This window comes from Bacteroides sp. ET71 (assembly GCF_023336905.1).
Lineage (GTDB): Bacteria > Bacteroidota > Bacteroidia > Bacteroidales > Bacteroidaceae > Bacteroides.
Genome location: NZ_JAMBLS010000006.1, coordinates 53,007 through 74,681, shown reverse-complemented (window position 1 = coordinate 74,681; position 21,675 = coordinate 53,007). Strand labels below are relative to the sequence as shown.

Genomic DNA, 21,675 nt, shown 5'->3' with positions numbered 1-21,675 from the left:
CGTTGTTTTCTAGGTTCAGTGGTTTACGGTTTCGGCATTGGTGTCGGGGTCTAGAATCTCGTAGTGCTCGTTTTCCCAGTCCACGATTTCGAGGGTCGTTTCACCTCTGCGGTTGATGTGGATGATGTAGAGCGTGCCTTCCGACAAGTTGCTGATGTTGTCGGAGAGGTCTATGGTGTGGACCCTGCCGTTCAGTGTGAAGTGCAGGTTGCAAAGGAAGGCGTCCTGCGCAGGGAGCACTAGGCGGTAGTCGGTGCCATCGGCGGAGTTGTTGTAAGGCTGGATTTGTTCGCTGGCGGCGAAATAAGGTTTCCTTTCCCCTGGTGTAGCATCCCATGCGTCCGAGGTTTCATGATCTGTCATATCTCCCGTGCTGAGGTCGATTTTTTTCCCTCTTCGCAAGCTCTCGTCCTCTTGGGCTTGAAAATAGACATCGGCCAATGGCGTGTCGCTGACCACTTCTATCGTGGCCATCATCTTTTGGAAAACGAGGTTGACGGTCTGGTTGGAGGCAGACGTGATGTCGGTGCGCTTTACCCAGAGGAAGTCGCTGTTGTTGATTTGGGCCTTGTTTGCTTGGGTGTGGTTGGCGAAGCAGGGGAAAGCCTGCCAGTTATATCTTGGTGCCTTATTCTCGGTATAGGCTTCCCCGCTTGTATAGTTTACGGTAGCGAAGCTGTTCCAATTATTTTTGGTTAATGTGGCTTCTCCTCCCCATTGATTCGTGGTGTATTGCAGGTTACTGTTCGTTGCGGCGTTGGGGTATTGCAACTCTCTGTAGAAAACAGTGCTTTTGTCTTCTGTGTATTTGTCAATGGCTTGGTAGATGTCTTCTCTTATCAAGTCGTTGGCTATGTACGGATAATAGAAATAGAAATTGTATGTTCCTCCCCGCAGCAGGCTGATGAAGCCAGTGGTTCCTTCTGCGTCATTATCGCGTGAAATGAGCGTGTTGTTAGTGTTGTCGTTGTGCGATACGCGTGTCAGTGTGTTTCCCGGATTACCCCATTGATCCTGCTTAGTTCCCCAGATATAGTCGAGTATCAACATTCCATTGTCGGCATTGTAATGCCAGGCTGAGTTGGCCTGATACGTGCCGCCTACCGTGATGACGCAACCGATGGTGTCGCCGGCTTCGAAGTCGGAGCGTACATTGTCGTAGTTCATTTTCGTATCGGCCTGCTTCACGGCGAAGCACAACCCTTGTCCTTGTCCGGCGGGCGGTGTGACGGGCAGTTCTTGCTCGGTGCAGCCCGCCAGGCAGAGCAGTCCGAGCAGGCACGAGGCGATGCGTGTGGCCAGATATTTAGTATTCATAATAGTAGTCTCCTCCATCTTTTAAGTCTTTTATCAGCCCGCGGAAGCGCAAGCCGGTTTCGGTCACGGTGAAAAGGTAGTATTTACCGGGCTCGAAGGACACACCGTTGCCTGTAAAATTGGCGGTGTATGTTGCCATCTCCCCCTCTTTTGTTTGTATGCGGAACATCGCGGTTCCATTGCGGAACTCTTGTGCCGGGATGGCAATGCGGAATTGAGCCATCTCTTGATTGTCCAACGTCCTTGTTCCGAACCGCCACATGTCAATGGTCTCGGCATTGACGGTTTCGGCAATTCCATACGTACCTTCCAGATCAGAAAGACTTTGAGCCGCGAGGCTGATGCCGGATACCATGATTTTGATGTTCAGCATCCAGGCAAGGGAGGCTTCGGCTGACATCATCTCTTGGGGCACTTCCAGCACGATGTTGCTCATGGCGTGGTCCATCTTCACATTTACCACGGGTTGTGCGTCGGTGCCGGCGGTGGATGACGGATGTGCTACGTCCCACAGTAAGTCGGACAGCTCATAGAGGTGCGGGGTGGTCTGGTCGGTCTGCACGGTGTGGGTGACGTTGTTATATGTGGTGCCTTCGCGGAAAGGGTAGTAGAAGATGTAGCGATAGGTGCCAACCCCATAGGGCAGGGTATCTTGGGCAAGGACGGGTTGCAAGGTTTGGGCGCCGTCTTCGCTGCCTGTCACTCGGTATTGGATGTTCGAGTAGGTGATGTTGGCGCTGGAGTTAATGACTATGTTGTCGTCTTGGTCGAGTACGAAGGCACCCAGTACGTCACCTTTTTCAAAAGTGGATTGGGTGATGCTGCCGTAGCTGACGCGGGTCTGAGGACTGTTGGCGCGGATGACGAAGCGGGGTGTCTGATTGTCGGTCGTGCGCCCGGTGGCGGTGGCCAATTCGTCTGTGCAGCTTGTCGACACCAAGAAGAGGGTCAACAGGCTGAAAAGGGTGATTATGTTGTATGTTGTTGCTTTCATTATTGTGTCAGTTTAAGTTATACGAAGTCGTCGGGAGACAGTGTGTAATCACCGCCTTCTATCCAGTCTTTAATGCAGATGCTGAAGTACGGTATAACGGGGTCTTCTATCGGGCCGCCGGGCAGGTCTATGGTTACGCTGATGTCGTAGAAATGGTTGCGTTCCAGGCGGTAGAGCGGGCGTATCTCGTTCTTGTACTCGTTTTCCGTGAAGGAAGTCTGGTCACTGTCATCCGGCAACTGGTGGTTGACGGGGATTTTGTAATAACCTTCCACGCCTTTGTAGGGAGCACATATCAGGATGTAAGTCTGTCGCTCGTATAAGATGGGCGGGGAGGTGTGCATGTCTTCTATGACATAGTTGTCGCCGTCTTTCGTTATTCTGCTTGTGTCGAACCAGTCGTTGGGATAAGAGTAGAAGACGATGCCTTGGTAGATGTTATCTTTCAGGCTTATTTGCTCGTTATTAACCGGTATGAAAGTTTCGTCGTTCGTCCATGAGGAGAGGTTGTCGTAGGTTTCCATGGCAGCCAGTAGGTGTGTGGAGGTGGCGAAGTTGCAGGCCCGGTAGGTGATGTCCTCTGGGATGTTAATTGTACCTTCCTGCGACGAGATGGTCAGGCGTATCTTGGCTGCGGCGCGCACCAGGTCGAAGGTCAGGGTCATGTTGTTGTCGGCGTCGGTGGCGATGCTGCCTTTAGCGTCCATGGCGAAGAGCCTTTGCTTGTCGTTGTAGGTGAGGGTGGGGTCGCCGCTGTCTGCCGTGGGATGGATGATGGCCCGCTGCAACTCCTGCACGGTGGTGATATTGGCCACAGACGGGCAGTTGGCCACCAGGTAGACGGAATCGCACCCGGCGATGTCGGCCACGCTGAGGTCGGTCTCCAATGTCTCATACATTCCGTTTTGCGGGTCGGTGTAATCCTCGTTGTAAGGGCCGTGCACTTTGACTTCTGTTCCCCGCATGACGAGCAGGTAGAGGCTCTTGACCAGGTTTTCGTTCCAGCCTTCGTTCCAACCGTCTTCTTCTGTGGCACGGGTTTGTGCTCCGGCGATGGTGTAGGCTATGACGACCCGTCCCGACTCCGGCGCGGGAGAGGCGGGCAGGCTTTGGTCGGTGCAGGCGGCAAGCCATGGCAGGGCCGACAAGAACAGGATGATATGTGCGATTGTCTTCTTCATTGTTTAATTCCCCCAATAAGGATTTACTCGCCACCACTTGAAGTCGGGCGAGGTGGGGTCGACGTTCTGTGCCAGTTGTACGAAACCCCATCCCTGGACAGCCCGGAGCTGGCGAATCCAGATGCGTGTGTCGGTTCCGGGGAAGCGGCGGCCTTCTTTGTAGAGCGAGGTCGAGTTATCTGAGGTGGGGTTGATATTCAGCTCTACTTCATGCTCGCCGTCCAGGGAGGCGGTGATGTAGAAGTAGGTGGAGGGTACGGTCTGTTCCGTTTCCCACCTTTGTCCGTACTCAGTCAGACGGGCGTCGAAGTCGGTTGATGTTTCTGCATCTTCCGGCCAGACAGTCCAAGGGTGTTTGGGATTGATTTGGATGTAGTATGGCTCGTCACGCGAGATGCCGGTGCTCACCATGTGCTGTCCGTTATCCTCGGAATAAGAGAACTCGAAGTCTTCCGTGTTCGACAAATGCGCTGTCCAAACCACGCCGTCCGGCTTCGACAAGGTGAACTGGAAGCGTGCGCCGGGCTTGCCGCTACGCAACACGGTGTTTTCTTCGCCATCAGCATAGCGGGGGTATGACAGGACACCGTACACGGCATCGGCATCGCCTTTCTGATAGTTACCGCTTTCTCCGCCGGAGGGCAGCAGTTGGTAGAAAACGACATTGTTTTCTCCCGGCCAGCCGGTCTCGGTGCTCACCAGTTCCCAAGGCAGTACGAGGTATTGCACCGTCAGTGTCCCGTCCTGCACGCCGGTGATGGTGTAGCGGTAGATGTGGTTGCGCACCAGGTCGTAGTAGCCGCCGTTGTCGGTGGTGTAGCCTTTCAGGTCGAGGGTGTAGTCTTTGGTCTTGTTGCCGTCCTTGGCCAGGGTGATGGTCAGTTGGGCGGGATTGGCGTCGGACTTTGCGTATTCGGGGAGGTAGTAGGCGGCGGATAGTTTGTTATCTGCTACGGCGAAATTTCCTGCGCTTGATGCCAAAGAGGCATAGGGGTGGAAGGAGGCGGGCGTGTTGCCTTCGCGCTCCAGGTCCGTAGTCTTGCCGACAGTGCTCCATCCGTAGGGCAGGCAGTAGCCCGTGGTGTTGCGGTGGTTGAGGGTGATGTCGGTGATGGTGTATTCCGTCGCGGGGGTGTCGCCCAGCACGACTTCTATCTTCGCCACGGCGCGCAGCAGGTCGATGCCGTTGTCCAGCGTCTGGCGTTCGCCGGGCTTTAGGGTCAACTCGGCGGTGGTCACGCCCCACATGGGGATGGCGGTAGTAGGTGTATGGGTTGCGTCGTCATAACGATAGTTGAAAAGCAATTCGTCGATGCCATCGAATGCGTAGTCGCTCATTTCTCCACAGTTGGCAAATACCATAATCTTGTACGTGCCTGCCTGGGGGCTGTCGGCATCGTTGGTGTCAATGCTGCCCACAAAGGTATAGGTGTCTTGCCCGCCCTCTTGGGTGGACGAGGTTTCCTGCCACAGGTTGTACAGGGGGTAGGCGGCGTTGTTGCCGTCGGTGCTGTAGAGCACTACTTGCAGTTGGTCTATGCGGTTCTCATAGTCGGTGCCGGGTTTGTTTGGGTAGTTGTCGCCCCGCGTGGTGCGCGTGGCGGGCTGTGCCTTGTCCAGTTTCAGGGTGAAGGCCACTTGCGCCGTGCTGCCGTCTTGCAGGGAGAGGGCATCGGGGCCGTCGTCCATGATGGAGCAGGACAATAAAATGAAGAATGAAGAATTGAGAATGAAGAATCTGGTGGAGGCGGAAAGCACCTTCCGGGCTTTGCAGAGGGTGCGAAGCTTTTCTACCGTCCATGCTATGTATGATGTATTCTGTCTCATTGTTTCGTCTTTCATTCTCAGTTCTTCATTCTTAATTCTTCATTATCCTTAGAGTTCCACGTCGCTCAGCACCACGCGCCAGGAGTTGATGATGATGCTGGAGCTGGCCCAGTTGTTGTCTTCGTCGAGGAAGAAGGTGAGGTTGTATTCGTCCTGGCGGTCGAGGTATTCCTGATCGCTGAGTTGCCTGTTGTAGTGGCCTTTCACCAGCAGGGCATAGTCGGCGAGGGGGATGGAGAGGACGGTGTGGCGGGTGCCGTCTTCGTCGGGTTCTTTGCGGCTGATGGTCAGCGTGGTGGGGTTGTCGTCCTGCCCGGCCATGAGGCGGCTGGTGGTCAGTTCGGCCACGGCCACGCTGATGCTGGTGGTGGCGCGGCTTTGCGCGTCGGCGTCGGCTTCGTCGTCGGGCAGGCTGGCGGTGCCTTGCGTGACGTGCCAGGCGTCGTAGGCCAGCACTTCGTCGGGCAGGGGGGTATTGTCGTGGGCCAGGTGTCCGTTGTCGTCGGTCAGGGTGAAGATGAAGTCGTCGGGGTCTACTTCGTCGCCCGAGAGGTGCTGGAGGACGATGCGGACGTGCTTCGTGTCTTTCACCAGGGGCATCGGCAGCGTGTGGGTGCCTTCGTCGGCGTCGAGGTCGTAGGCCTGTATGCCGTGGAAGAGTTTGTCCATCTCGCCCACGTGTGCCTGTCCCTCGTCGTCGCGGGTGCGGTCGTCGATGCGGCAGGTCAGGTCTGCGAGGGTCGACGAGCCGGGCACGAGCGTGGGCGTTTCGTAGGTCTGCAGCGGGCCTTGCGTGCCTCCCCAGGCCACGAGGGTGTAGCGTCCGGCGGCCAGCGCGGGCAGGGCGACGGTCTGGTCGTCCAGTTGCGCGGCCCGGCTGTCGACGCGGGTGACGTAGCGTCCTTCGTGGTCGAAGACGAAGAGGCTGATGTCGTCCACTTCGTGGGCGAAGGCGTCGGCGTAGCTCAGGTTGTGCTCGAAGCTGAAGCGCACGCGGTAGTGGACGTCGCAGTCGCCCTCGTAGTCGTAGATGGCGTCGCACGCGGACAGCAGGGCGGCGAGGCTGAGGAGGATGGACAGATGTTTCATGTGATGGGGTCTTTATACAATATATATAGGTTTATGCAATCAGTGGGTGGGGAACTCGTTCCGGGCCGTTTTTTCTTGGCGGCTTGCCAAGTCTGTACTTGTCGGTTTGCCAAGTCCGGACTTGTCGGTCTGCCAAGTCTGTACTTGGCGGCTTGCCAAGAGGTTACCCGAAGGTGCCTTGTCCGCTGTCGTCGTCGTCTTCCCCGTCCGGAATGGATTCGCTGACTTCCCCGACTACGAAATTCGTATCCATCGTGACGGTGCGCGTTTTCTTGAGCAGGTAGTGTCCGTCGTTGGCCAGCTGCGTGCAGAGGGTCACGCTCCACACGCTGCCTTGCGGCGCGTCGGCGGGCATGACGAAACCCACGCGGGTGCGGGTGTTGGGGTAGAGGCGGTTGAGGGGGAAGAAGACGGTGGTGTGCGTGTCTCCGTCGACGCGGGTCAGTGTGACGCCTATTTCTTCGCCTGTGCCGCCCACCTTGATGTTGCGTCCCTTGATGACGCAGGTCTGCCCGGCGCTGACGGGGGTGCCTTCGCCGCGTGTGGCCGCTTCGGGGTTTTCGGCGTCCTGTCCGCTGACCACGCTGTACAGTTGCGGGCCGCTGGCGGCCTTGGTGACGGTGACGGCGATGTCGGCCTCTTCAAGCGCCTGGCGCATCTCTTCGCCCATGGAGTATTTCACGCCCAGTTCCAGGCGGCTGCGGTCCAGGGCCTCGTTCAGTTCGCTTTCCAGGAAGACGCCTTGCGCCGTGGGGCGGAAGTAGCCGAGGGGTGTGCTGACGCTGTATCCCGACGAGAGGTACCACATCATCCGCTGCATGCTCTGGCGCAGGATGCGCGCGATGTCTTCCGGGTCTTCCTGGCGGGTGCTGAGGGCGGCCACTTCGGCGGCGATGTCGTCCACACCGAGGCATTTCACCAGTTCGGGTTGCAGGTAGTAGTCATTGGTTTGTTCCGTCAGCTTGAGTTCTTGGGCTTTCAGCTTGAACGGCGGTTTCTGGGTAGGTTCTTTTGTTGCCATATCGGTTTGTTTTTTTTTTGAGGGGGTGGAAAGAGGGTGTGCCCCTGGAAAAGTCGGTTGTTGGCGGACACACCCTCGGGAAGCGTGGGGGGCTTCCGTTGTTGTTTATTCTAATGTTACATTGTTAGAAACGATTCTCCACGACAGCACGTTGATGCGGGCGGCGATGAAAGTTTCCGTGTCTTCGGGTTTGGTGGGGACGATGACCTTATCCGGGTCGAAGATGGGGGTGCCGAAGCCGTTGATGCCGTCTACGGTTATCTTATAGACATGGTTGCGGACTACGCCGTAAGCCCCTGTTTTGTCCGTCGTAATTGCCAAGTGGCGAATGGGGGTGAAATAATATACATAACCGTCCGGGGCTACTTGGGCGGGATTCTTGGCAAGTTCGGTGTTGACTTCGGTAATTGTGGCCTCTTCATATCCTGTTCCTTCTGCATTGGGCGTATAGATAGTTACGCCACTCTTTACTTGCGGTACTGCTTCGTAATCTTCACCGTTGCCATTGCTTGTTGCTTTGAACTCCAGATCCTCGGCATCCATTTCGTTATATTCATCGCCCGTTTTCGTCCAATACTGTCCGTTATACTTGGAGCATATTATGTTGAATATATCGTTTGCAGAGGCATAGTTTACTCCGAAATATTTGTAGATGGGATGTTTTGTACCATCTTCCCCTTGCAGTTGTGCCACGACGATGAGGTTCGTCTTGGTAGCTCCGGTATTCTCCTGGCAATATTGGGCAGCGGAAAGCGTAGAACCGTTGGCGGTAATATCAATATCATTATAGCTCTTGTCATTGACCGGATTAATAGATTCGGGAGTCTTGGCCCAATAAGAGCGGTAGAACGGTGCATCGTTCCATGTGAAGCCGAGATTGTCGTCCGTCCATTTGGTGGGGTCAATGTCTTTCAGCAGGTTGGAAGTGCGATTGTCTGTCGTGACAGCCCAACCTTTTACTTGGGCGTAAACAGCCGGAGTGTTGTCTCCATTGACTCTGTATGTATCTTCCGTGCCGCTCTTTTTCGTTCCGCCAAACGTTACGTTGACTTTGGCCACGGCGCGCTCCACGTAGATGTCTACCGGGTTTTCTTTGGCTTCTGTTTCTGAGGCGGCAATTTTTCCGTTGATGTTGGTGGCAACAACTTTTGTGTTTCCACTGGCATAGACGGAGTTCGACATGACAAAGTTGTTGTCAGTGGTTATGCCGTAGTTGGCAATGCTGGACGAACCTGTCAAATCATTTAAAGACTTGGCATTGCTGCCTAAAGATTCAGTGCTTACATTCAATACGGCTACGATGGAAGCGGGCTGTGTGTTGGTGGTTCCTCTGAACACGAGGACGGCTTCTTTAATCTTTTCGACGTTGGGAGCGTCCGTAGATGGGTTATTGTCGTCGTCTATGGTCACATCTACGTAGTTGGTGCCGCTTCCTCCCGAAGTTGTTGCGCTGTTGGTCACGGTGTAAGCAGTGCCGTCAGCATTGAAGAGGTAGAAACGAGCGGAGGTGATGCCGTTTTCTGCTGCGGTTCCGTCTTCGGCTTGTTCATTCGTGATGCGTGTGTCAGCATTGGCATTTACGATGTTGATAGCTACATACGAAAGCTGACCGTCGTTTTCGTTGTTGTCAATGATAGAATCTGTGTCGTTGCTGCACGCCGTAATCGCCGCGCAAGCCAACATTCCTACTAAAAAATTACTTAGTCTCATAACTCTCTTGATTTTTTTTGTGTAAAATAGATTATTTCAAATTTTGATTAAACTTGCTGTTCTTCAATAGCTCCAGTGCCTTTTGCGCTTGAGGCAGTCCTTGTGCTGCCGCTTCCTGCAAGAGCGTCTGTGCCTTGGCTGTGTCTCCTTGCATCAGAGCCAGTAGGGCGCGGGCGTGGATGGCCTCCGTGCTGTTGCCTGCTTTGGTCAGATAGCGTTCAGCACGCTTCACGTCTTTGCGACTCAAGGCCGAATTGGCAGCGTTCAGGTTGGCGGTCTCGTCATCGGGATACATGCGTACGGCTGTCTCGAACACTTCGTTGAACGTCTCGCTGCCCGGCTCTTCTGCCTGTGCGACCAAATAGAACTCTTCCAGACTGAGCTTTTGGGGACGGCTGCGCAACACGCGGCGTATTTCGTCTATGTCGGTATAGTGGCGCACCACGTAGTCCACCCGGTAGTCCGAATGTCGCAGGGCCGGATAACAGTCGCGCAGCAGCCGGGCGTATTCGTCGGGATAGCGTGATTTCAGCCGCCATTCCTTGGGGTCGGGCCGCAGGTCGCTGTCGATAATGTCCAGTATCTCCTGCCGATGTGACAGGCCGGATTGCTCGACGTAGCGGCGTAAGCCCTTCCAATCCTCGGCCTCGTAGTCGGTGCTGATAAAGTCATTGGGGAAATCATACAAACCGCTCACGTATTTCTTCAGGGCTTCGGTGCGCAGGCGTGCCAGGCGTTCGTTGTTCTCTAGACTTCCTTCGGGCGATGCATAGCCCTTGATGCTAAGAGCAGTGATGCGTATGTCGGGATCGTTTTTTACCGAGTCTATGGTGGCGATGATGCGGCGCAATTCGGCGGCGTTGTTGCGATACGTCGGACGTATATCTGTCTGGTTGACGGGGAAATCCACGTATGCCTTGCCTGTCAACGAGCGGAGCTTGATGCTGTCTGCCTCGGGTTTGACGTAAGCCAGGAGCGGCAGGTAGTCAATCTCTTTGCGGGGACTTTGGAAATCGGTCAGAAGGATTTGCCTCTCTTCGTTTAACACTTCATTGCAACAGCCATATTCTTGTAGCAGCAATGTCAGTTGGGATCCCTCCATCCAGGGCTTGTAGGAAACCAATGTCTCGTAGGGCAGTGTTTCGGGAAGTTCGCCGGTCCGTAGGGTTGTCTCTTCCGGCCCCGACAACATATCGTTGCCGTTGGTGCGCAGGTAGTGGTAGTAGCGTGTGCGACTGTAAATGCCAACGGCGGGCAGTTGGCGTTCGTCGCCGTCGCCGGAGATGCAAGGGGTAATGAGCAGGGCGCGGTTGGCATCTATCTTCACGTCTTGCAGGCCGAAGGTCATGCGGATGGCCACGTAGTCTCCGTTGCGCTCCATGTTCAGGCTGTCTATGCGGATGTCGGCCGACGGGGCCTGCTGTGCGGCCAACGTGCCGGTTGCCGTCGTCAGGACGGTTGTTAATATAATAATAGGTAGGGATATTCGTTTCATGGGGACTCTCTTTGGTTGTTGGATTTAGAATACGTAAATCAGGTTGACCGCAGCTTTGGTCGGGCCGAAGTAGTGGTGGTTCTGGTTTTCCTTGATTTTGCGGCCGCAGCCCACGCAGTTGAATTGGTCGTAGCGGGTGTAGGCATAGCCGATGCCTATTTCGAACTCCAGGTTCCAGTGCCGGCCCAGGATGACGCTGTAACCATAGGCCACGCCCGCGCCGATGAACCAGCCTTGGTAGCGGTAGTCGCTCAATCCGGAGAAGTCCGTCCCCAGGAAGGAAATGTTGTTGTCCAGCCCGCCCACGTTGTACTGTCCGCCGTGGAGGTGCATCCCGACGAAATGCCCGGCGAAGGGGTCGCAGAACCAATAGCGCGCTTCCGGCTGCACCAGCCAGTGCTTCCAGCGGCGTTGGTGCGACTGGTTCCAACCGTTGAAGTTGCCGGAGACATCGAGCGTCCAACGGGGTGCTACGGCGACTTCGACACCGGCATTGATGGTGGCGGTGGCGTCATACACTGCGTTGGTCTTCACGGCTATCTCTTGTGCTTTCGGCGAAGAGGCCGGTATAAGTGCCAATAGCAGTAGGGATAAGAAGGCACCAATAGATGTTTTTTCTTTGTATGTGACCATATAGAGAATGTATTTTCTTAAACCGTTGAAGGTGTTGTTTGCTGGGCTGCAAAGGTAGTGGAAGAATCTCATACTGCAAACGGAAGGCAAATTTTTTTCATTAAAAAAGACAAATTATGCTTTCCTGTGCAACATTCTGTACCTTCCTTCGCGGGGAAAAGGAGGAAAAAGGAGGGGAAAACAGGTCTTGTTTATTCGTAGAACTTCGAGAGCAGTCGGTTGAGCCATTCCCAACGGAAGCGGAACCAGCGTCGTGTACTGATTTGCTTGCCTCCGAATCGAAGTACAAAATCCCGATATCCGTGACGTCGGAAAGGAAGTCCGACATCCATGTATTCCAGGTGGCGATAACCGCGTTGCCTGGCATCGCGCAGGGCAGCCCAGACGGCCAGTATGCCGGGATACTGGAGGGCATAGGTCTTACGCATCCCGCCTGAAAACCACAGATAGGCTGTGGTGCCCGAGTATATGCAGGCGCTGCCGCCGATGATGCGTCCCCGGTAGGTGACGACAAAGATACGGCTTTGTTGCCGTTCCATGAATTGCCGTTCTAATTCACGGAAGAAACGTAGACTGGGGAAATGTCGTCTGATTTTGAAAGAATAGACATGGTGGAGCATCCGGGCAAAAGATTCTGTTTCTTCTGGAGAGCAGGCTTCGCGTACTTCGGCTCCGTTTTGCAGGCCTTTGCGTATCTGTCTCAAGCGTGACGGGCTGAAGCGTGATTCGATGGAGCGTTCTTCGTGAAGGGAGTTGCGGACGCGCAGCCAATTGACAGGGAAGTAGCCGTTTTGTTTGAAAGGAAGGTATCCGAACTTGGGGTCTTCGAGGTTGCGGAATTCGATGAGAAAGCTGTGCTTGAGTGCTTCGCGAGTGAGTTGTTGGAGAAGGACGGCGAATAGGGCCGGTTGCCGGGAAGGGGGGACGAAGTATTCGCCTGTGCCGTAGATTTCGCATCGGTGGATGAAAGCCGGAGGAGTGAGGCGGACACTTCGCCGGATAACTCCCAGCATTTTGCCCAGGGGATGCCCATCTTCCCACGCTACAACGAGCAGGGGACGGTAGCCGGGCGTGGCTTCGTAGGTACGGAAGAGCTCGGCCGAATGGAACGTGTCTGTGCCCGGTAGTGGGGGCAGGTCGTTGGAATGGCGGTATGTGGTTAATTCTAAAGGCATCGGTTGCAAATTTATGAATAATCCTGTAACTTCTCGTATCCGAAGCGGGAATCTTGTCGCGGGATATGTTATTTTTCTGTATCTTTGTGCCCGTATTATCAGAATTGATTTATATGGTTTGTTTGTGTTGTACACGGATGCAAGTCTGTGTGGCTTTTGCAGAGAGAGGAGGTCGGCATGGCTAAGGCTCATAATAATAGTGATACGTATAAGGCTGTGGCTGTGACGCTTATCGTATTCGGCATACTCTATTTGGTAGACCGTTTGGTGGGTTTCGGCCGCTTGGGACTTTCCTGGGTGATGAACAAGGATAATTTTTTGCTCTACACGGCGCTTATTTTCCTGTTGCTGAAGCATGACAAATCGGTTGGACTAGTGTTGATAGGCTTGTGGGTGGTTCTGAACTTCGGGTTGATTACGGCTTTGCTGGGGACCATGTCTGCTTATCTGCTTCCTGTCGCTTTGCTGTTGATTGGCATTATCATTTATTTTATTTCGACACGTTGATGAGTATGAAACGCAGCATAGAGGATACTTCCATCGTCATGGTGGGAGCAGGACGGCTGGCCACCAATCTGGCCAAGGCTTTTTATCGTAAAGGTTTCCGCATCATGCAAGTATATAGCCGCACGGAGGCAGCTGCTTTGGAATTGGCACAGCAGGTCGAGGCGGAGGCTGTGACTTCGTTCGCTGCCTTGCAGTCGCGGGCGGGGATGTATGTCGTGTCTTTGCCGGACGATGTGTTTCCACGTTTGATTCCGTTGTTGACAGAGAATCGTGAATCCAGCTTGTGGGTGCATACGGCGGGAAGTGTCGGTATGGATGTGTGGGAAGGTCATGTGTCCAAGTACGGCGTGTTTTATCCGATGCAGACCTTTAGCAAGGAGTGTGAGGTGGATTTTACTCATTTGCCTGTTTTCATAGAGGGATGCGATGCGGAATGTGCCGACTTTCTACGGGCTGTAGCCTCGGCTTTGAGCCACGATGTCTATCTAGCTTCTTCCGAGCAGCGACGTTATCTGCATTTGGCTGCCGTGCTGGCCTGCAATTTCAGTAATTATCTCTATACGTTGGCTTCCGATTTGTTGTCCAATCACGGCTTGCCTTTCAGTGCATTGCTGCCTCTTATTGACGAAACTGCGCGTAAGGTGCATGCGATGACTCCGGAGGATGCTCAGACTGGGCCTGCTGCACGGGGCGATGCGATGGTCATGGAGGAGCATTTACGCCTGTTGGCCGACATCCCGAATTTGCAGGATTTGTACCGGCGTATGAGTGAGGGGATTTCCCGCCGCCAGGCCGCGAAAACGGAAAGCCTGAAAGCGGGGTAACCGGAGGATTGAGCAGCCTTGATTTTTGTATGTTTAATTTTAATATGTATGAGTACTATTAATTACGACTTGTCGAAGATTCGCGCGTTGGCCTTTGATGTGGACGGTGTGCTGAGCGCCACGGTTGTTCCCATGAACAGTGAGGGAGAACCTTTGCGTACGGTCAACATTAAAGACGGCTATGCCTTGCAGTTGGCTGTCCGGCAAGGATTGCATGTCGCCATCATCACCGGGGGGCGTGCAGAGGCTGTCCGCCGTCGTTTCCTTTCGTTGGGCGTCGCGCCAAAAGATATTTACCTGGGGTCTGCCGTCAAATTGAAGGATTACGATGACTTCCGCGCTCGTTACGGGTTGGCGGACGAGGAGATTGCATATATGGGCGACGACGTTCCCGACTTGCAGGTGTTGCATGCCTGCGGCTTGTCCGCCTGCCCTCGTGATGCCGCCCCCGAAGTTAGGTCGGCCTGCACGTACATATCTCATGCTGATGGCGGGCATGGTTGCGGACGCGATTTGATAGAGCAGGTGATGAAGGCAAAAGGTTTGTGGCTGGCAGACGATAAGGCTTTTGGCTGGTAAACGCCACCCCTTGCCCAAATGTCTGGAATCTTGCGATGGCTGTCTCTCGTGAAAGCTGGAAAAGTATTGTCGGGGTTGCCTTACAATCTGTGTTATCTGTGGCTTACCTTACATTTCAATAAATCGAATCTGATGAGTTATTTTGAACAATATGCTTGACAATCTGAAAGAATACCACATTATTTTGGCCTCTAATTCTCCCCGTCGCCGGGAACTCCTGGCCGGTTTGGGGCTTGATTTCGAAGTTCGAACGCTGCCGGGCATCGACGAGTCGTACCCGGATTCGCTGGAAGGCAGCCATATCCCCTTGTATATTGCCCGTAAGAAGGCAGAAGCCTATCGCACCTACTTGCATAAGGACGAACTGATGATTACGGCCGATACTATCGTTTGGTTGGACCGCCGTGTGCTGGGCAAGCCTCGCGATGAGGCGGAAGCTGTGCAGATGCTGCGCGACATGTCCGGACGTACGCACGAAGTCTATACCGGTGTTTGTCTGACAACCTCTGCCCGTCAGCGCAGTTTTACCGTAGGCACGCGAGTGCGTTTCGCCCAACTCAGCGATGAGGAAATACAGTATTACGTTTCGCATTTCCACCCCTTGGACAAGGCAGGTGCCTATGGCGTGCAGGAGTGGATAGGTTATGTGGGCGTCGAATACATCGAAGGCAGTTATTACAATGTCATGGGGCTGCCGATGCAGCGGCTTTACCAAGAACTGAAACTGATGTGACCCTGTCAAAACACCTGGTCTTCCATCAGCGGAATGTCTTCTGCATCTATTCCAAGCCCGACGAGCACAATGCGGTCGCGGTCGAATGCTTGGCGGAACAGCACGTGTGAACCATATCGTGCGGCTGCCTTGCGGTAATGTTTAACAGCGGCAGGCAGGTCACCCGATACCCATGAAGTGTGTCCGGCATTGAGGTCATCGTCTGCATTGCGTTCTTCTTCGGGGATGCGCCCGTAGTATTTGGCTGCTTGCGGCCAGCGGCCGGAGAGCAAAGAACACCAGGCAATCGATCTCCATGCCCGTATGCAGTTCTCTTCTTGCAGGTCGAGGCGAAAGAAATACTGTAAAGCTTCCTCGTATCGGCTTAACGCAGCCAGGCAGGCTCCGGCATAGTAGAGGACGGTGGCATTGCCGGGCTGAATCTGTTCGATGTGCAGGTAATATTCTAGCGCTTTGTCGTATTGGTGTGAAAGCCGATAGCAAGTGGCCAGGTGCCGGATGGTCCATACATGGTCCGGCTTCAGGACATCAGCCATGCGGTAGGCATTTATGGCCTCATCGTATCTTTTTTCTTTCTGCAGGCAGAATCCTACTTTCTGAAACAATTCTGCATCGTCCGGTATCCGTGTGGTTAGTTCTTGGTAAATGGGCAACGCCTCAGTTCTCCGCTCTTTTTGAAACAGGAAGTCTGCCACTTGCCTCATTTGTTTGTCCTCTCCCAGCAATGTACGTAGTATTTCGCATTCATACGGATGGATGGTTTCTGCAAAGGGATCTCGGAACTCTGTGCGCCTTCGGTTTAATTTGAAGAATCTATATAAGTCATGCACATATTGGTTGCTGATGACTTCCGGTCGGGCTGCATGCTTTTGTAGTTGGCTTACATGGTTCTCTTCTTCCAACCTGTCAATGTCCGCGTTGGTCAGTTGTGTCACCATCTGGTCACGTTGCGCCTGCGGCAAGTATTGCAGCATGAACGCCAACGAATATTTGTCGCTGTTACAGAAGAAGCCAGATTCTAACAAAAACAACAAAGGGCGGCTTAGCGGGTTGGTGCCTGTCAGCAAAGGGGCTATGCTGGAATGTTCCTGATAGAAAGGAACAAACCAGTTTACTAAGTCATGGAAGAAAGGATAATTCTTCAACATCGCAAAACTGCTCATGTAAATGTCCGAACCTTCCATTTGCAGTTCGTTCATCTCTTGTATCTTTTCTGTTAGCCCCATCCGGTCGAAAGTTTCTGCCCAGTCCGGATTGGCGTCCTCCTCTTCTGTCTCTTCTGTTCCGAGCCTCATTTGGCGTAACAAGTCGGCATTTTTCATCATTTCCGGCAGAATCTCTTGCTGCATTTTGCGGTTGATTTTTTCCGTGTCCTGTGCTCGGAGTAACTGGATGATGATGCGGTTTAGTTGGATTCCCAATCCGTATTCTTCATTATGCAGGGTTAAAGCTTGTGTTATCTTGGGATACAATTCCAGCCGTTTCCCGTAAGTTAGCAATGCCAAAGCAAGTCCTACCAATGCTCGTTGTGCAGGTGCTGTTTCGTTGTGCCTCGTGGCTTGAAGCAGCCATAGCAATTTTGCTTCATCGAAGCATTCTAGTAAACTTAAAGTTACTGCGCTGGTCATTATGCATAAATCAATGCTTGGCAGCGATATGGATTCCAGCCACAAGTTTGCTTCGTTTTCTTCTTCTTTCGACCATCGACTGTTGGTCCATGTCTCCAGGAAAATGTCTCGGCAATTATTGTCATGTTTTTGCAGTAATTCACTGGGCAATGGCTTGCCGTTGGCTGTCAGTCGAAATAGAGCAATATCATCGGAGATTCCTTCCAACAAATGCAGAGTTTCTTTTATTGATATTTCTGATGGCCGATAAGTTTGTGTCCTTCTTAGTTCATGGTAGTAATGTGTTGAGTCTTTGTCTAACAGGTTTAATCTTATTAAGTCTGCTAAGTTCCATGCTCCTGCGCACAATTGCTGATACATGCCTTTGCGTTGTGGATCTTCCATTCCTTGGCGCATGTATTGCAACATATATTCATAAGAAGTTTTGTCCTGTTCCAGTCTGTTGGTCAAGGCTGGGTTGACATTCCCTTGCGTTATGAGTGTTTCTGTCTGCCTCAACGCTTCTTTTAAACGTTTTTGCCTCAGCAAATCAATAATGTTTTGGTACTGCTTATTGATGGATGTCTCGTTTATGCTCATAATGATGGTAAAATAAAGGAAGTGGGCTCAGAATCGTACTTGGACTTGTGCTTGCAGAAGGTTTGAAGCTTCTCGTAGATGTGGATCTCGATAGGTGTATTGCACTTGCAAACGGCACTTGGGGTAAAACCACCATTGCAATCCGCCCACATAATTTGTCTGTCGGTCCCGTAAGGCTTTATTACGATTAAAATAGTCAACCGCAGCTATTACATCTATGCGCGGAAGTACATGTATAGAGGCTACTGCATAATATCCATCGCTACGTACCCGGCCGTCTTTACCATGCAGATATTCGCTACGGACATCTAATTGCTTGAATTTTAGCATTGCTCCAGCAGACCAACGATTGCGCTCATAGTTGTCGCCGATAGCAATATCTGGGTTTATAGCCGAAGTACCTACGGCGCATCCTGTTCCTTTGATAAAAGTTCCTCCGACAGACAGCCATTTTGTAGGATTCGCAATCAAGGTTCCTACAATATCTTTTTGGTTATTGCCGTCTTTCTTGTTAATGCCTTGCCCGTTCATCACTGCCAACTTATAATTAAACAGTTTTCCGAATAAGTCTCCGTATATCAGCAATCCTATGTCACGCCCAGCATTAGAACCGTACAAAGGGTCACTGCTGTCATACCCTGCCAAATAATTTGTCGCTTGTGAATAAACGTTGATAAGTTCCATGTTGCATGGCGACATAGGATTTTCAAAAGTGAACATCGTTTTAAATTCTCCCAATCGTACTGTGAGCTCAGGTAGAAATTTATATTCAGTATATACTTCCAGAATCTTGCTAGTGTTGGCGAAATTGTAAGAAAAGTAGCATGACCACTGATCTGTGATTCTACCACGTACCATTAGAATGGCCCTTTTAACTTCAAATGTGTTGGCTTTGGCTCCCTCTGTGTCGTCGTATGTATATGCCATTTGAGCATAGCCTTCCACAGTTAACCTGTCTTTCAGCGTATTTACTAAGTTTTGGGAATTGTTTGTGGTTTCCTGAGCGAATAATGTGCTACCTATGTTTATGGATATCAGTAGCCATATAATCAGTTTTTTTTTCATAAGAGTGGAAATGCAAAAACAAAGGCAACCCGTACGTTTCCGTCGGATTGCCTTGAGGCTAAATGTTATTAATGTTTATTCGTTGATGGCTGCTATGCCGGGAAGAATCTTTCCTTCTATGGCTTCAAGTAATGCACCACCACCCGTAGAAACATAAGAAACTTGGTCAGCCAAGCCAAACTTGTTGATGCAAGCTACAGAGTCACCTCCACCTACCAGTGAGAAAGCTCCGTTCTTTGTTGCTTCAACAATGGCGTCTGCAACTGCGCGAGAGCCGTGAGTGAAGTTTTCGAATTCAAATACGCCCGTAGGACCGTTCCACAAAATAGTTTTGGAACCTTTGATAACATTGGCGAAGAGTTCTTCTGTCTTCGGGCCTATGTCAAGGCCTTCCCAACCATCAGGGATTTCGTTTACATTGCAGTATTTCGTGTTGGCGTCGTTTGAGAACGAGTCAGCTACTTTAGCGTCTACGGCTAAAACAAGATTTACGCCTTTATCTTTGGCTTTCTTCATCAAGTCAAGAGCCAGATCTAATTTATCGTCTTCACAGATTGAAAGGCCAATGTTTCCACCCATAGCTTTGGTAAAGGTGTATGTCATGCCACCTGCAATAATAAGGTTGTCAACCTTGTTCAGTAAGTTTTCAATAATTTCAATCTTAGAAGATACTTTAGAACCGCCCATGATAGCAGTGAATGGACGATGAATGTCGTTCAATACTTTATCAACGGCTTTTACTTCTTTTTCCATCAAATAACCAAACATCTTGTTGTCTTTGTCGAAATATTTGGCAATTAAAGCCGTAGAAGCGTGTGCACGATGAGCAGTACCGAAGGCGTCATTTACATAACAGTCTGCATAAGAAGCCAGTTTTTTGGTAAATTCTTTTTGGCTTTCTTTCACTGCTTTCTTGGCAGCAGCTTTTTCTTCATCAGTAGCATCTTCTGCTAAACCACGAGGTTTACCTTCTTCTTCTGCATAGAAACGGAGGTTTTCCAGCAACAGAACTTCACCTGGTTTCAAAGCTGCAGCTTTTACTGCGGCTTCTTCGCTCATACAGTCGTTGGCAAATTGTACTTCAACGCCCAGCAGCTCATTCAGATGTTTCAAAATATGTTTCAAGGAGAACTTATCAGTTACGCCTTTCGGGCGGCCAAGGTGTGAACCGATGATGATACTACCGCCGTCGGCTAAGATTTTCTTCAGCGTAGGCAGGGCAGCGCGCATACGCGTATCATCTGTGATGTTGAAGTTTTCGTCCAAAGGTACATTAAAATCTACACGGACGAATGCCTTTTTACCGGCAAAGTTGAATTGATCAATTGTCATAACCTTATATTTTTAGTTTAAAAGTGTTGTTTTAATTCTTTTACTTCTTTCATTGCCGCAAAGTTAGCATTTTTTCTTTGTTTCAATATAAAAAAATCTTATTTATTCGCTTTCTTTATTGGTCCCTTCTTTTACTTTATACTTTTGACTGTAATATTTGCATAGGAACTTAAGTTCGCACTTATCACATTGAGGTGTTCTGGCTTGACAGATGTAACGTCCGTGCAGGATAAGCCAATGGTGGGCAATAGGAATTTCTGTTTCAGGAATATTTTTTACCAGTTCTTTTTCTACGCTCAAAGGAGTTGTGCATTGAGCAGAAACTAAGCCTAAACGGTGGCTGACACGGAATACATGGGTATCTACAGCCATTGCAGCCTTGTTGAAAGCAACAGATTGAATAACATTGGCTGTCTTTCGTCCTACTCCGGGCAGTCTTAATAGGTCTTCCATCTGTTCAGGTACCTGTCCATCGAAATCTTGTAGCAGCATGCGAGCCATGCCGACCAAGTGCTTGGCTTTGTTGTTGGGGTAGGAAACACTATGAATGTATTCGAATACAGCTTCAGGTGTTGCAACTGCCAGCGCTTCTGGTGTAGGAAAAGTTTTGAAAAGGGCTGGCGTAACCATATTTACTCGTTTGTCTGTGCATTGTGCGGAAAGGATAACAGCAATTAACAATTGAAAAGGATTGTCGTAATGCAATTCTGTTTCGGCAATAGGCATATGTTCTCGGAACCAAGCCAATATCTTTTCGTATCTTTCTTTTTTTCTCATCTTATTTTATATTTATGATAATGAGGGGATACCTTCAAGTGAAAATAGAAAGTGGACACAATGGTGAGGCATGCACCAAATAGATAAGCTTTGTCGAAGCTGCTGATTTCTGCGATATATCCTCCTGTTAACATACCGATACCGATGCCAACGTCCCATGATGTCAAGTAGGTAGAGGTTGCTGTTCCACGTTGCTTATTCGGGGCAAGATTGACAAATAATGTATTGTATGCCGGGAACATAATGCCGAAGCCTACGCCAAGCATTAATGCAATGCCGAAAAATAATAAACTGCAAAGTTCTGCGTTCCAATGGATAATATAGACACATCCTGCTAATACAAAAAAACTGATGATGACAAGGTAGAGACCGGCACCAATGACTTGGGTTATTTTGCCTTGGTCCACCAAACGTCCTGAGAAAAGGCGGGATATGGCCATGCCTACTGCCATAAATGTAAAGAAGAATCCTGTGGACACATCTAAGTTAATTTGCCGGGCGTACATGGCTACGTAGTTGGTAGTCATGCCATAGGGTATGGACAATAGTAACAGGCTAAGGCCGGCAGGAAGTCCTTTCACCAGGATAAAACGGTCTAATGAGATTGGATCTCGTTTGACAGAAGGTTTGTAAGGTGTCTTAACCAGTAAGGCGCATAACATGCCTAACAGGCAGGAACCCAATGAGCAACAAAATATAACGGGGTATCCGACTCCTGCATCGTGCATGAACAAACCTACCATGGGGCCGATGGACATGGCTGTGTTATTGGCCAAGCCATAATAGCCTAATCCTTCTCCTCGTCGTGAAGAGGGCATGATGTCGATGACAATCGTATTACCGCCCACTGTCACTGTGCCGAATGAGAGGCCATGAATAATGCGGAAAAGTATGAATAGGGTTAATGTGCTTGCTATTAAGTAACCTCCGAAGACTGCTGTAAAAATGAAATAGGCTGCCAAGTAGAGTGGTTTGCGGGAAAATGTGTCCAGCAAATAACCGGAAAAAGGGCGGATGCATAGTGCAGCAATGGTATAGCACGACAAGACAATACCAATGGTCGCTTTGTCTGCTTGAAAAACCTCAGCCAAATAAAATGGGAGCACCGGCATCATTAGCCAAAATCCGAAATAGAGTAGAAAATTGGCTGCTAAAATGAAGCAATAGCTGGGGGTGATAAGTTTGTCTTTCATAAATTGAGAATTGAGA

General features: G+C 51.1%; 19 protein-coding genes. 4 read left to right on the top strand and 15 right to left on the bottom strand.

What is annotated here, in order from left to right; genetic code table 11:
• Window positions 1–15 precede the first annotated feature (15 nt).
• From M3090_RS05420 to M3090_RS05375, 10 genes are all read right to left on the bottom strand, one after another.
• Window positions 16–1,317 (bottom strand): fimbrillin family protein, encoded by a 1,302-nt coding sequence (locus M3090_RS05420; protein ID WP_249054404.1) that lies wholly within the window; start codon window positions 1,315–1,317, stop codon window positions 16–18.
• Entirely contained in the window at window positions 1,307–2,311 is a 1,005-nt protein-coding gene (locus M3090_RS05415; protein ID WP_249054403.1) for a fimbrillin family protein, read from the bottom strand. The genes M3090_RS05420 and M3090_RS05415 overlap by 11 nt, the downstream gene beginning before the upstream one ends.
• A gap of 17 nt (window positions 2,312–2,328) precedes the next feature.
• Window positions 2,329–3,492: a FimB/Mfa2 family fimbrial subunit gene (locus M3090_RS05410; RefSeq protein WP_249054402.1), complete on the bottom strand. Its 1,164-nt coding sequence runs from the start codon at window positions 3,490–3,492 to the stop codon at window positions 2,329–2,331.
• A 3-nt stretch (window positions 3,493–3,495) separates the two neighbouring features.
• Window positions 3,496–5,319 carry a FimB/Mfa2 family fimbrial subunit gene (locus M3090_RS05405; protein ID WP_249054401.1) on the bottom strand — a complete coding sequence of 608 codons (1,824 nt, stop codon included), beginning with the start codon at window positions 5,317–5,319 and terminating at the stop codon, window positions 3,496–3,498.
• A 48-nt stretch (window positions 5,320–5,367) separates the two neighbouring features.
• Complete coding sequence (locus tag M3090_RS05400; protein ID WP_249054399.1) at window positions 5,368–6,408, bottom strand: FimB/Mfa2 family fimbrial subunit; 1,041 nt, start codon at window positions 6,406–6,408, stop codon at window positions 5,368–5,370.
• Window positions 6,409–6,571: 163 nt separating this feature from the next.
• On the bottom strand, window positions 6,572–7,429 hold the full coding sequence (locus M3090_RS05395) for a DNA-binding domain-containing protein (protein WP_249054398.1): 858 nt from the start codon (window positions 7,427–7,429) through the stop codon (window positions 6,572–6,574).
• A gap of 105 nt (window positions 7,430–7,534) precedes the next feature.
• Complete coding sequence (locus M3090_RS05390) at window positions 7,535–9,139, bottom strand: Mfa1 family fimbria major subunit (RefSeq protein WP_249054397.1); 1,605 nt, start codon at window positions 9,137–9,139, stop codon at window positions 7,535–7,537.
• Between the two features lie 31 nt (window positions 9,140–9,170).
• Window positions 9,171–10,634, bottom strand: a complete 1,464-nt coding sequence (locus M3090_RS05385; RefSeq protein ID WP_249054396.1) for a DUF3868 domain-containing protein — start codon at window positions 10,632–10,634, stop codon at window positions 9,171–9,173.
• 24 nt (window positions 10,635–10,658) lie between these two features.
• Window positions 10,659–11,267, bottom strand: a complete 609-nt coding sequence (locus tag M3090_RS05380; RefSeq protein ID WP_249054395.1) for a DUF3575 domain-containing protein — start codon at window positions 11,265–11,267, stop codon at window positions 10,659–10,661.
• A gap of 191 nt (window positions 11,268–11,458) precedes the next feature.
• The gene (locus tag M3090_RS05375; protein ID WP_249054394.1) at window positions 11,459–12,442 is read right to left on the bottom strand and encodes a GNAT family N-acetyltransferase; all 984 of its coding nucleotides are present in this window, start codon (window positions 12,440–12,442) and stop codon (window positions 11,459–11,461) included.
• Window positions 12,443–12,619: 177 nt separating this feature from the next.
• Here M3090_RS05375 and M3090_RS05370 point away from each other — a divergent pair, with 177 nt between their 5' ends.
• The 4 genes from M3090_RS05370 to M3090_RS05355 all read left to right on the top strand — a co-directional run bounded on the left by M3090_RS05370 (window position 12,620) and on the right by M3090_RS05355 (window position 15,085).
• Entirely contained in the window at window positions 12,620–12,949 is a 330-nt protein-coding gene (locus tag M3090_RS05370) for a hypothetical protein (protein WP_249054393.1), read from the top strand.
• A gap of 5 nt (window positions 12,950–12,954) precedes the next feature.
• The gene (locus M3090_RS05365; RefSeq protein WP_249054392.1) at window positions 12,955–13,773 is read left to right on the top strand and encodes a Rossmann-like and DUF2520 domain-containing protein; all 819 of its coding nucleotides are present in this window, start codon (window positions 12,955–12,957) and stop codon (window positions 13,771–13,773) included.
• A 48-nt stretch (window positions 13,774–13,821) separates the two neighbouring features.
• Window positions 13,822–14,352 carry a KdsC family phosphatase gene (locus M3090_RS05360; protein WP_249054389.1) on the top strand — a complete coding sequence of 177 codons (531 nt, stop codon included), beginning with the start codon at window positions 13,822–13,824 and terminating at the stop codon, window positions 14,350–14,352.
• 151 nt (window positions 14,353–14,503) lie between these two features.
• Complete coding sequence (locus tag M3090_RS05355) at window positions 14,504–15,085, top strand: Maf-like protein (RefSeq protein WP_249054388.1); 582 nt, start codon at window positions 14,504–14,506, stop codon at window positions 15,083–15,085.
• A 5-nt stretch (window positions 15,086–15,090) separates the two neighbouring features.
• On the opposite strand, the gene M3090_RS05350 is transcribed toward M3090_RS05355, so the two are convergent.
• The 5 genes from M3090_RS05350 to M3090_RS05330 all read right to left on the bottom strand — a co-directional run bounded on the left by M3090_RS05350 (window position 15,091) and on the right by M3090_RS05330 (window position 21,659).
• Window positions 15,091–17,286 carry a tetratricopeptide repeat protein gene (locus tag M3090_RS05350; protein ID WP_249054459.1) on the bottom strand — a complete coding sequence of 732 codons (2,196 nt, stop codon included), beginning with the start codon at window positions 17,284–17,286 and terminating at the stop codon, window positions 15,091–15,093.
• Window positions 17,287–17,319: 33 nt separating this feature from the next.
• A complete protein-coding gene (locus tag M3090_RS05345) occupies window positions 17,320–18,357 on the bottom strand; it encodes a porin (RefSeq protein ID WP_249054387.1) in 1,038 nt (345 codons plus the stop codon).
• Between the two features lie 75 nt (window positions 18,358–18,432).
• On the bottom strand, window positions 18,433–19,689 hold the full coding sequence (locus M3090_RS05340; protein ID WP_249054386.1) for a phosphoglycerate kinase: 1,257 nt from the start codon (window positions 19,687–19,689) through the stop codon (window positions 18,433–18,435).
• Window positions 19,690–19,791: 102 nt separating this feature from the next.
• Entirely contained in the window at window positions 19,792–20,466 is a 675-nt protein-coding gene (gene nth, locus M3090_RS05335; RefSeq protein WP_249054385.1) for an endonuclease III, read from the bottom strand.
• Entirely contained in the window at window positions 20,463–21,659 is a 1,197-nt protein-coding gene (locus M3090_RS05330; protein ID WP_249054384.1) for an MFS transporter, read from the bottom strand. Before M3090_RS05330 ends, nth begins: the two co-directional genes overlap by 4 nt.
• Window positions 21,660–21,675 lie beyond the last annotated feature (16 nt).

What these genes read in the sequence shown, in the direction of transcription:
- M3090_RS05365 (WP_249054392.1), top strand. Translation starts at nt 12,955, where the DNA reads ATGAAACGCAGCATAGAGGATACTTCCATCGTCATGGTGGGAGCAGGA.
- M3090_RS05375 (WP_249054394.1), bottom strand. Translation starts at nt 12,442, where the DNA reads ATGCCTTTAGAATTAACCACATACCGCCATTCCAACGACCTGCCCCCA.
- M3090_RS05395 (WP_249054398.1), bottom strand. Translation starts at nt 7,429, where the DNA reads ATGGCAACAAAAGAACCTACCCAGAAACCGCCGTTCAAGCTGAAAGCC.
- M3090_RS05410 (WP_249054402.1), bottom strand. Translation starts at nt 3,492, where the DNA reads ATGAAGAAGACAATCGCACATATCATCCTGTTCTTGTCGGCCCTGCCA.
- M3090_RS05330 (WP_249054384.1), bottom strand. Translation starts at nt 21,659, where the DNA reads ATGAAAGACAAACTTATCACCCCCAGCTATTGCTTCATTTTAGCAGCC.
- M3090_RS05415 (WP_249054403.1), bottom strand. Translation starts at nt 2,311, where the DNA reads ATGAAAGCAACAACATACAACATAATCACCCTTTTCAGCCTGTTGACC.
- M3090_RS05400 (WP_249054399.1), bottom strand. Translation starts at nt 6,408, where the DNA reads ATGAAACATCTGTCCATCCTCCTCAGCCTCGCCGCCCTGCTGTCCGCG.
- M3090_RS05370 (WP_249054393.1), top strand. Translation starts at nt 12,620, where the DNA reads ATGGCTAAGGCTCATAATAATAGTGATACGTATAAGGCTGTGGCTGTG.
- M3090_RS05340 (WP_249054386.1), bottom strand. Translation starts at nt 19,689, where the DNA reads ATGACAATTGATCAATTCAACTTTGCCGGTAAAAAGGCATTCGTCCGT.
- M3090_RS05385 (WP_249054396.1), bottom strand. Translation starts at nt 10,634, where the DNA reads ATGAAACGAATATCCCTACCTATTATTATATTAACAACCGTCCTGACG.
- M3090_RS05355 (WP_249054388.1), top strand. Translation starts at nt 14,504, where the DNA reads ATGCTTGACAATCTGAAAGAATACCACATTATTTTGGCCTCTAATTCT.
- M3090_RS05360 (WP_249054389.1), top strand. Translation starts at nt 13,822, where the DNA reads ATGAGTACTATTAATTACGACTTGTCGAAGATTCGCGCGTTGGCCTTT.
- M3090_RS05345 (WP_249054387.1), bottom strand. Translation starts at nt 18,357, where the DNA reads ATGAAAAAAAAACTGATTATATGGCTACTGATATCCATAAACATAGGT.
- M3090_RS05390 (WP_249054397.1), bottom strand. Translation starts at nt 9,139, where the DNA reads ATGAGACTAAGTAATTTTTTAGTAGGAATGTTGGCTTGCGCGGCGATT.
- M3090_RS05380 (WP_249054395.1), bottom strand. Translation starts at nt 11,267, where the DNA reads ATGGTCACATACAAAGAAAAAACATCTATTGGTGCCTTCTTATCCCTA.
- nth (WP_249054385.1), bottom strand. Translation starts at nt 20,466, where the DNA reads ATGAGAAAAAAAGAAAGATACGAAAAGATATTGGCTTGGTTCCGAGAA.
- M3090_RS05405 (WP_249054401.1), bottom strand. Translation starts at nt 5,319, where the DNA reads ATGAGACAGAATACATCATACATAGCATGGACGGTAGAAAAGCTTCGC.
- M3090_RS05420 (WP_249054404.1), bottom strand. Translation starts at nt 1,317, where the DNA reads ATGAATACTAAATATCTGGCCACACGCATCGCCTCGTGCCTGCTCGGA.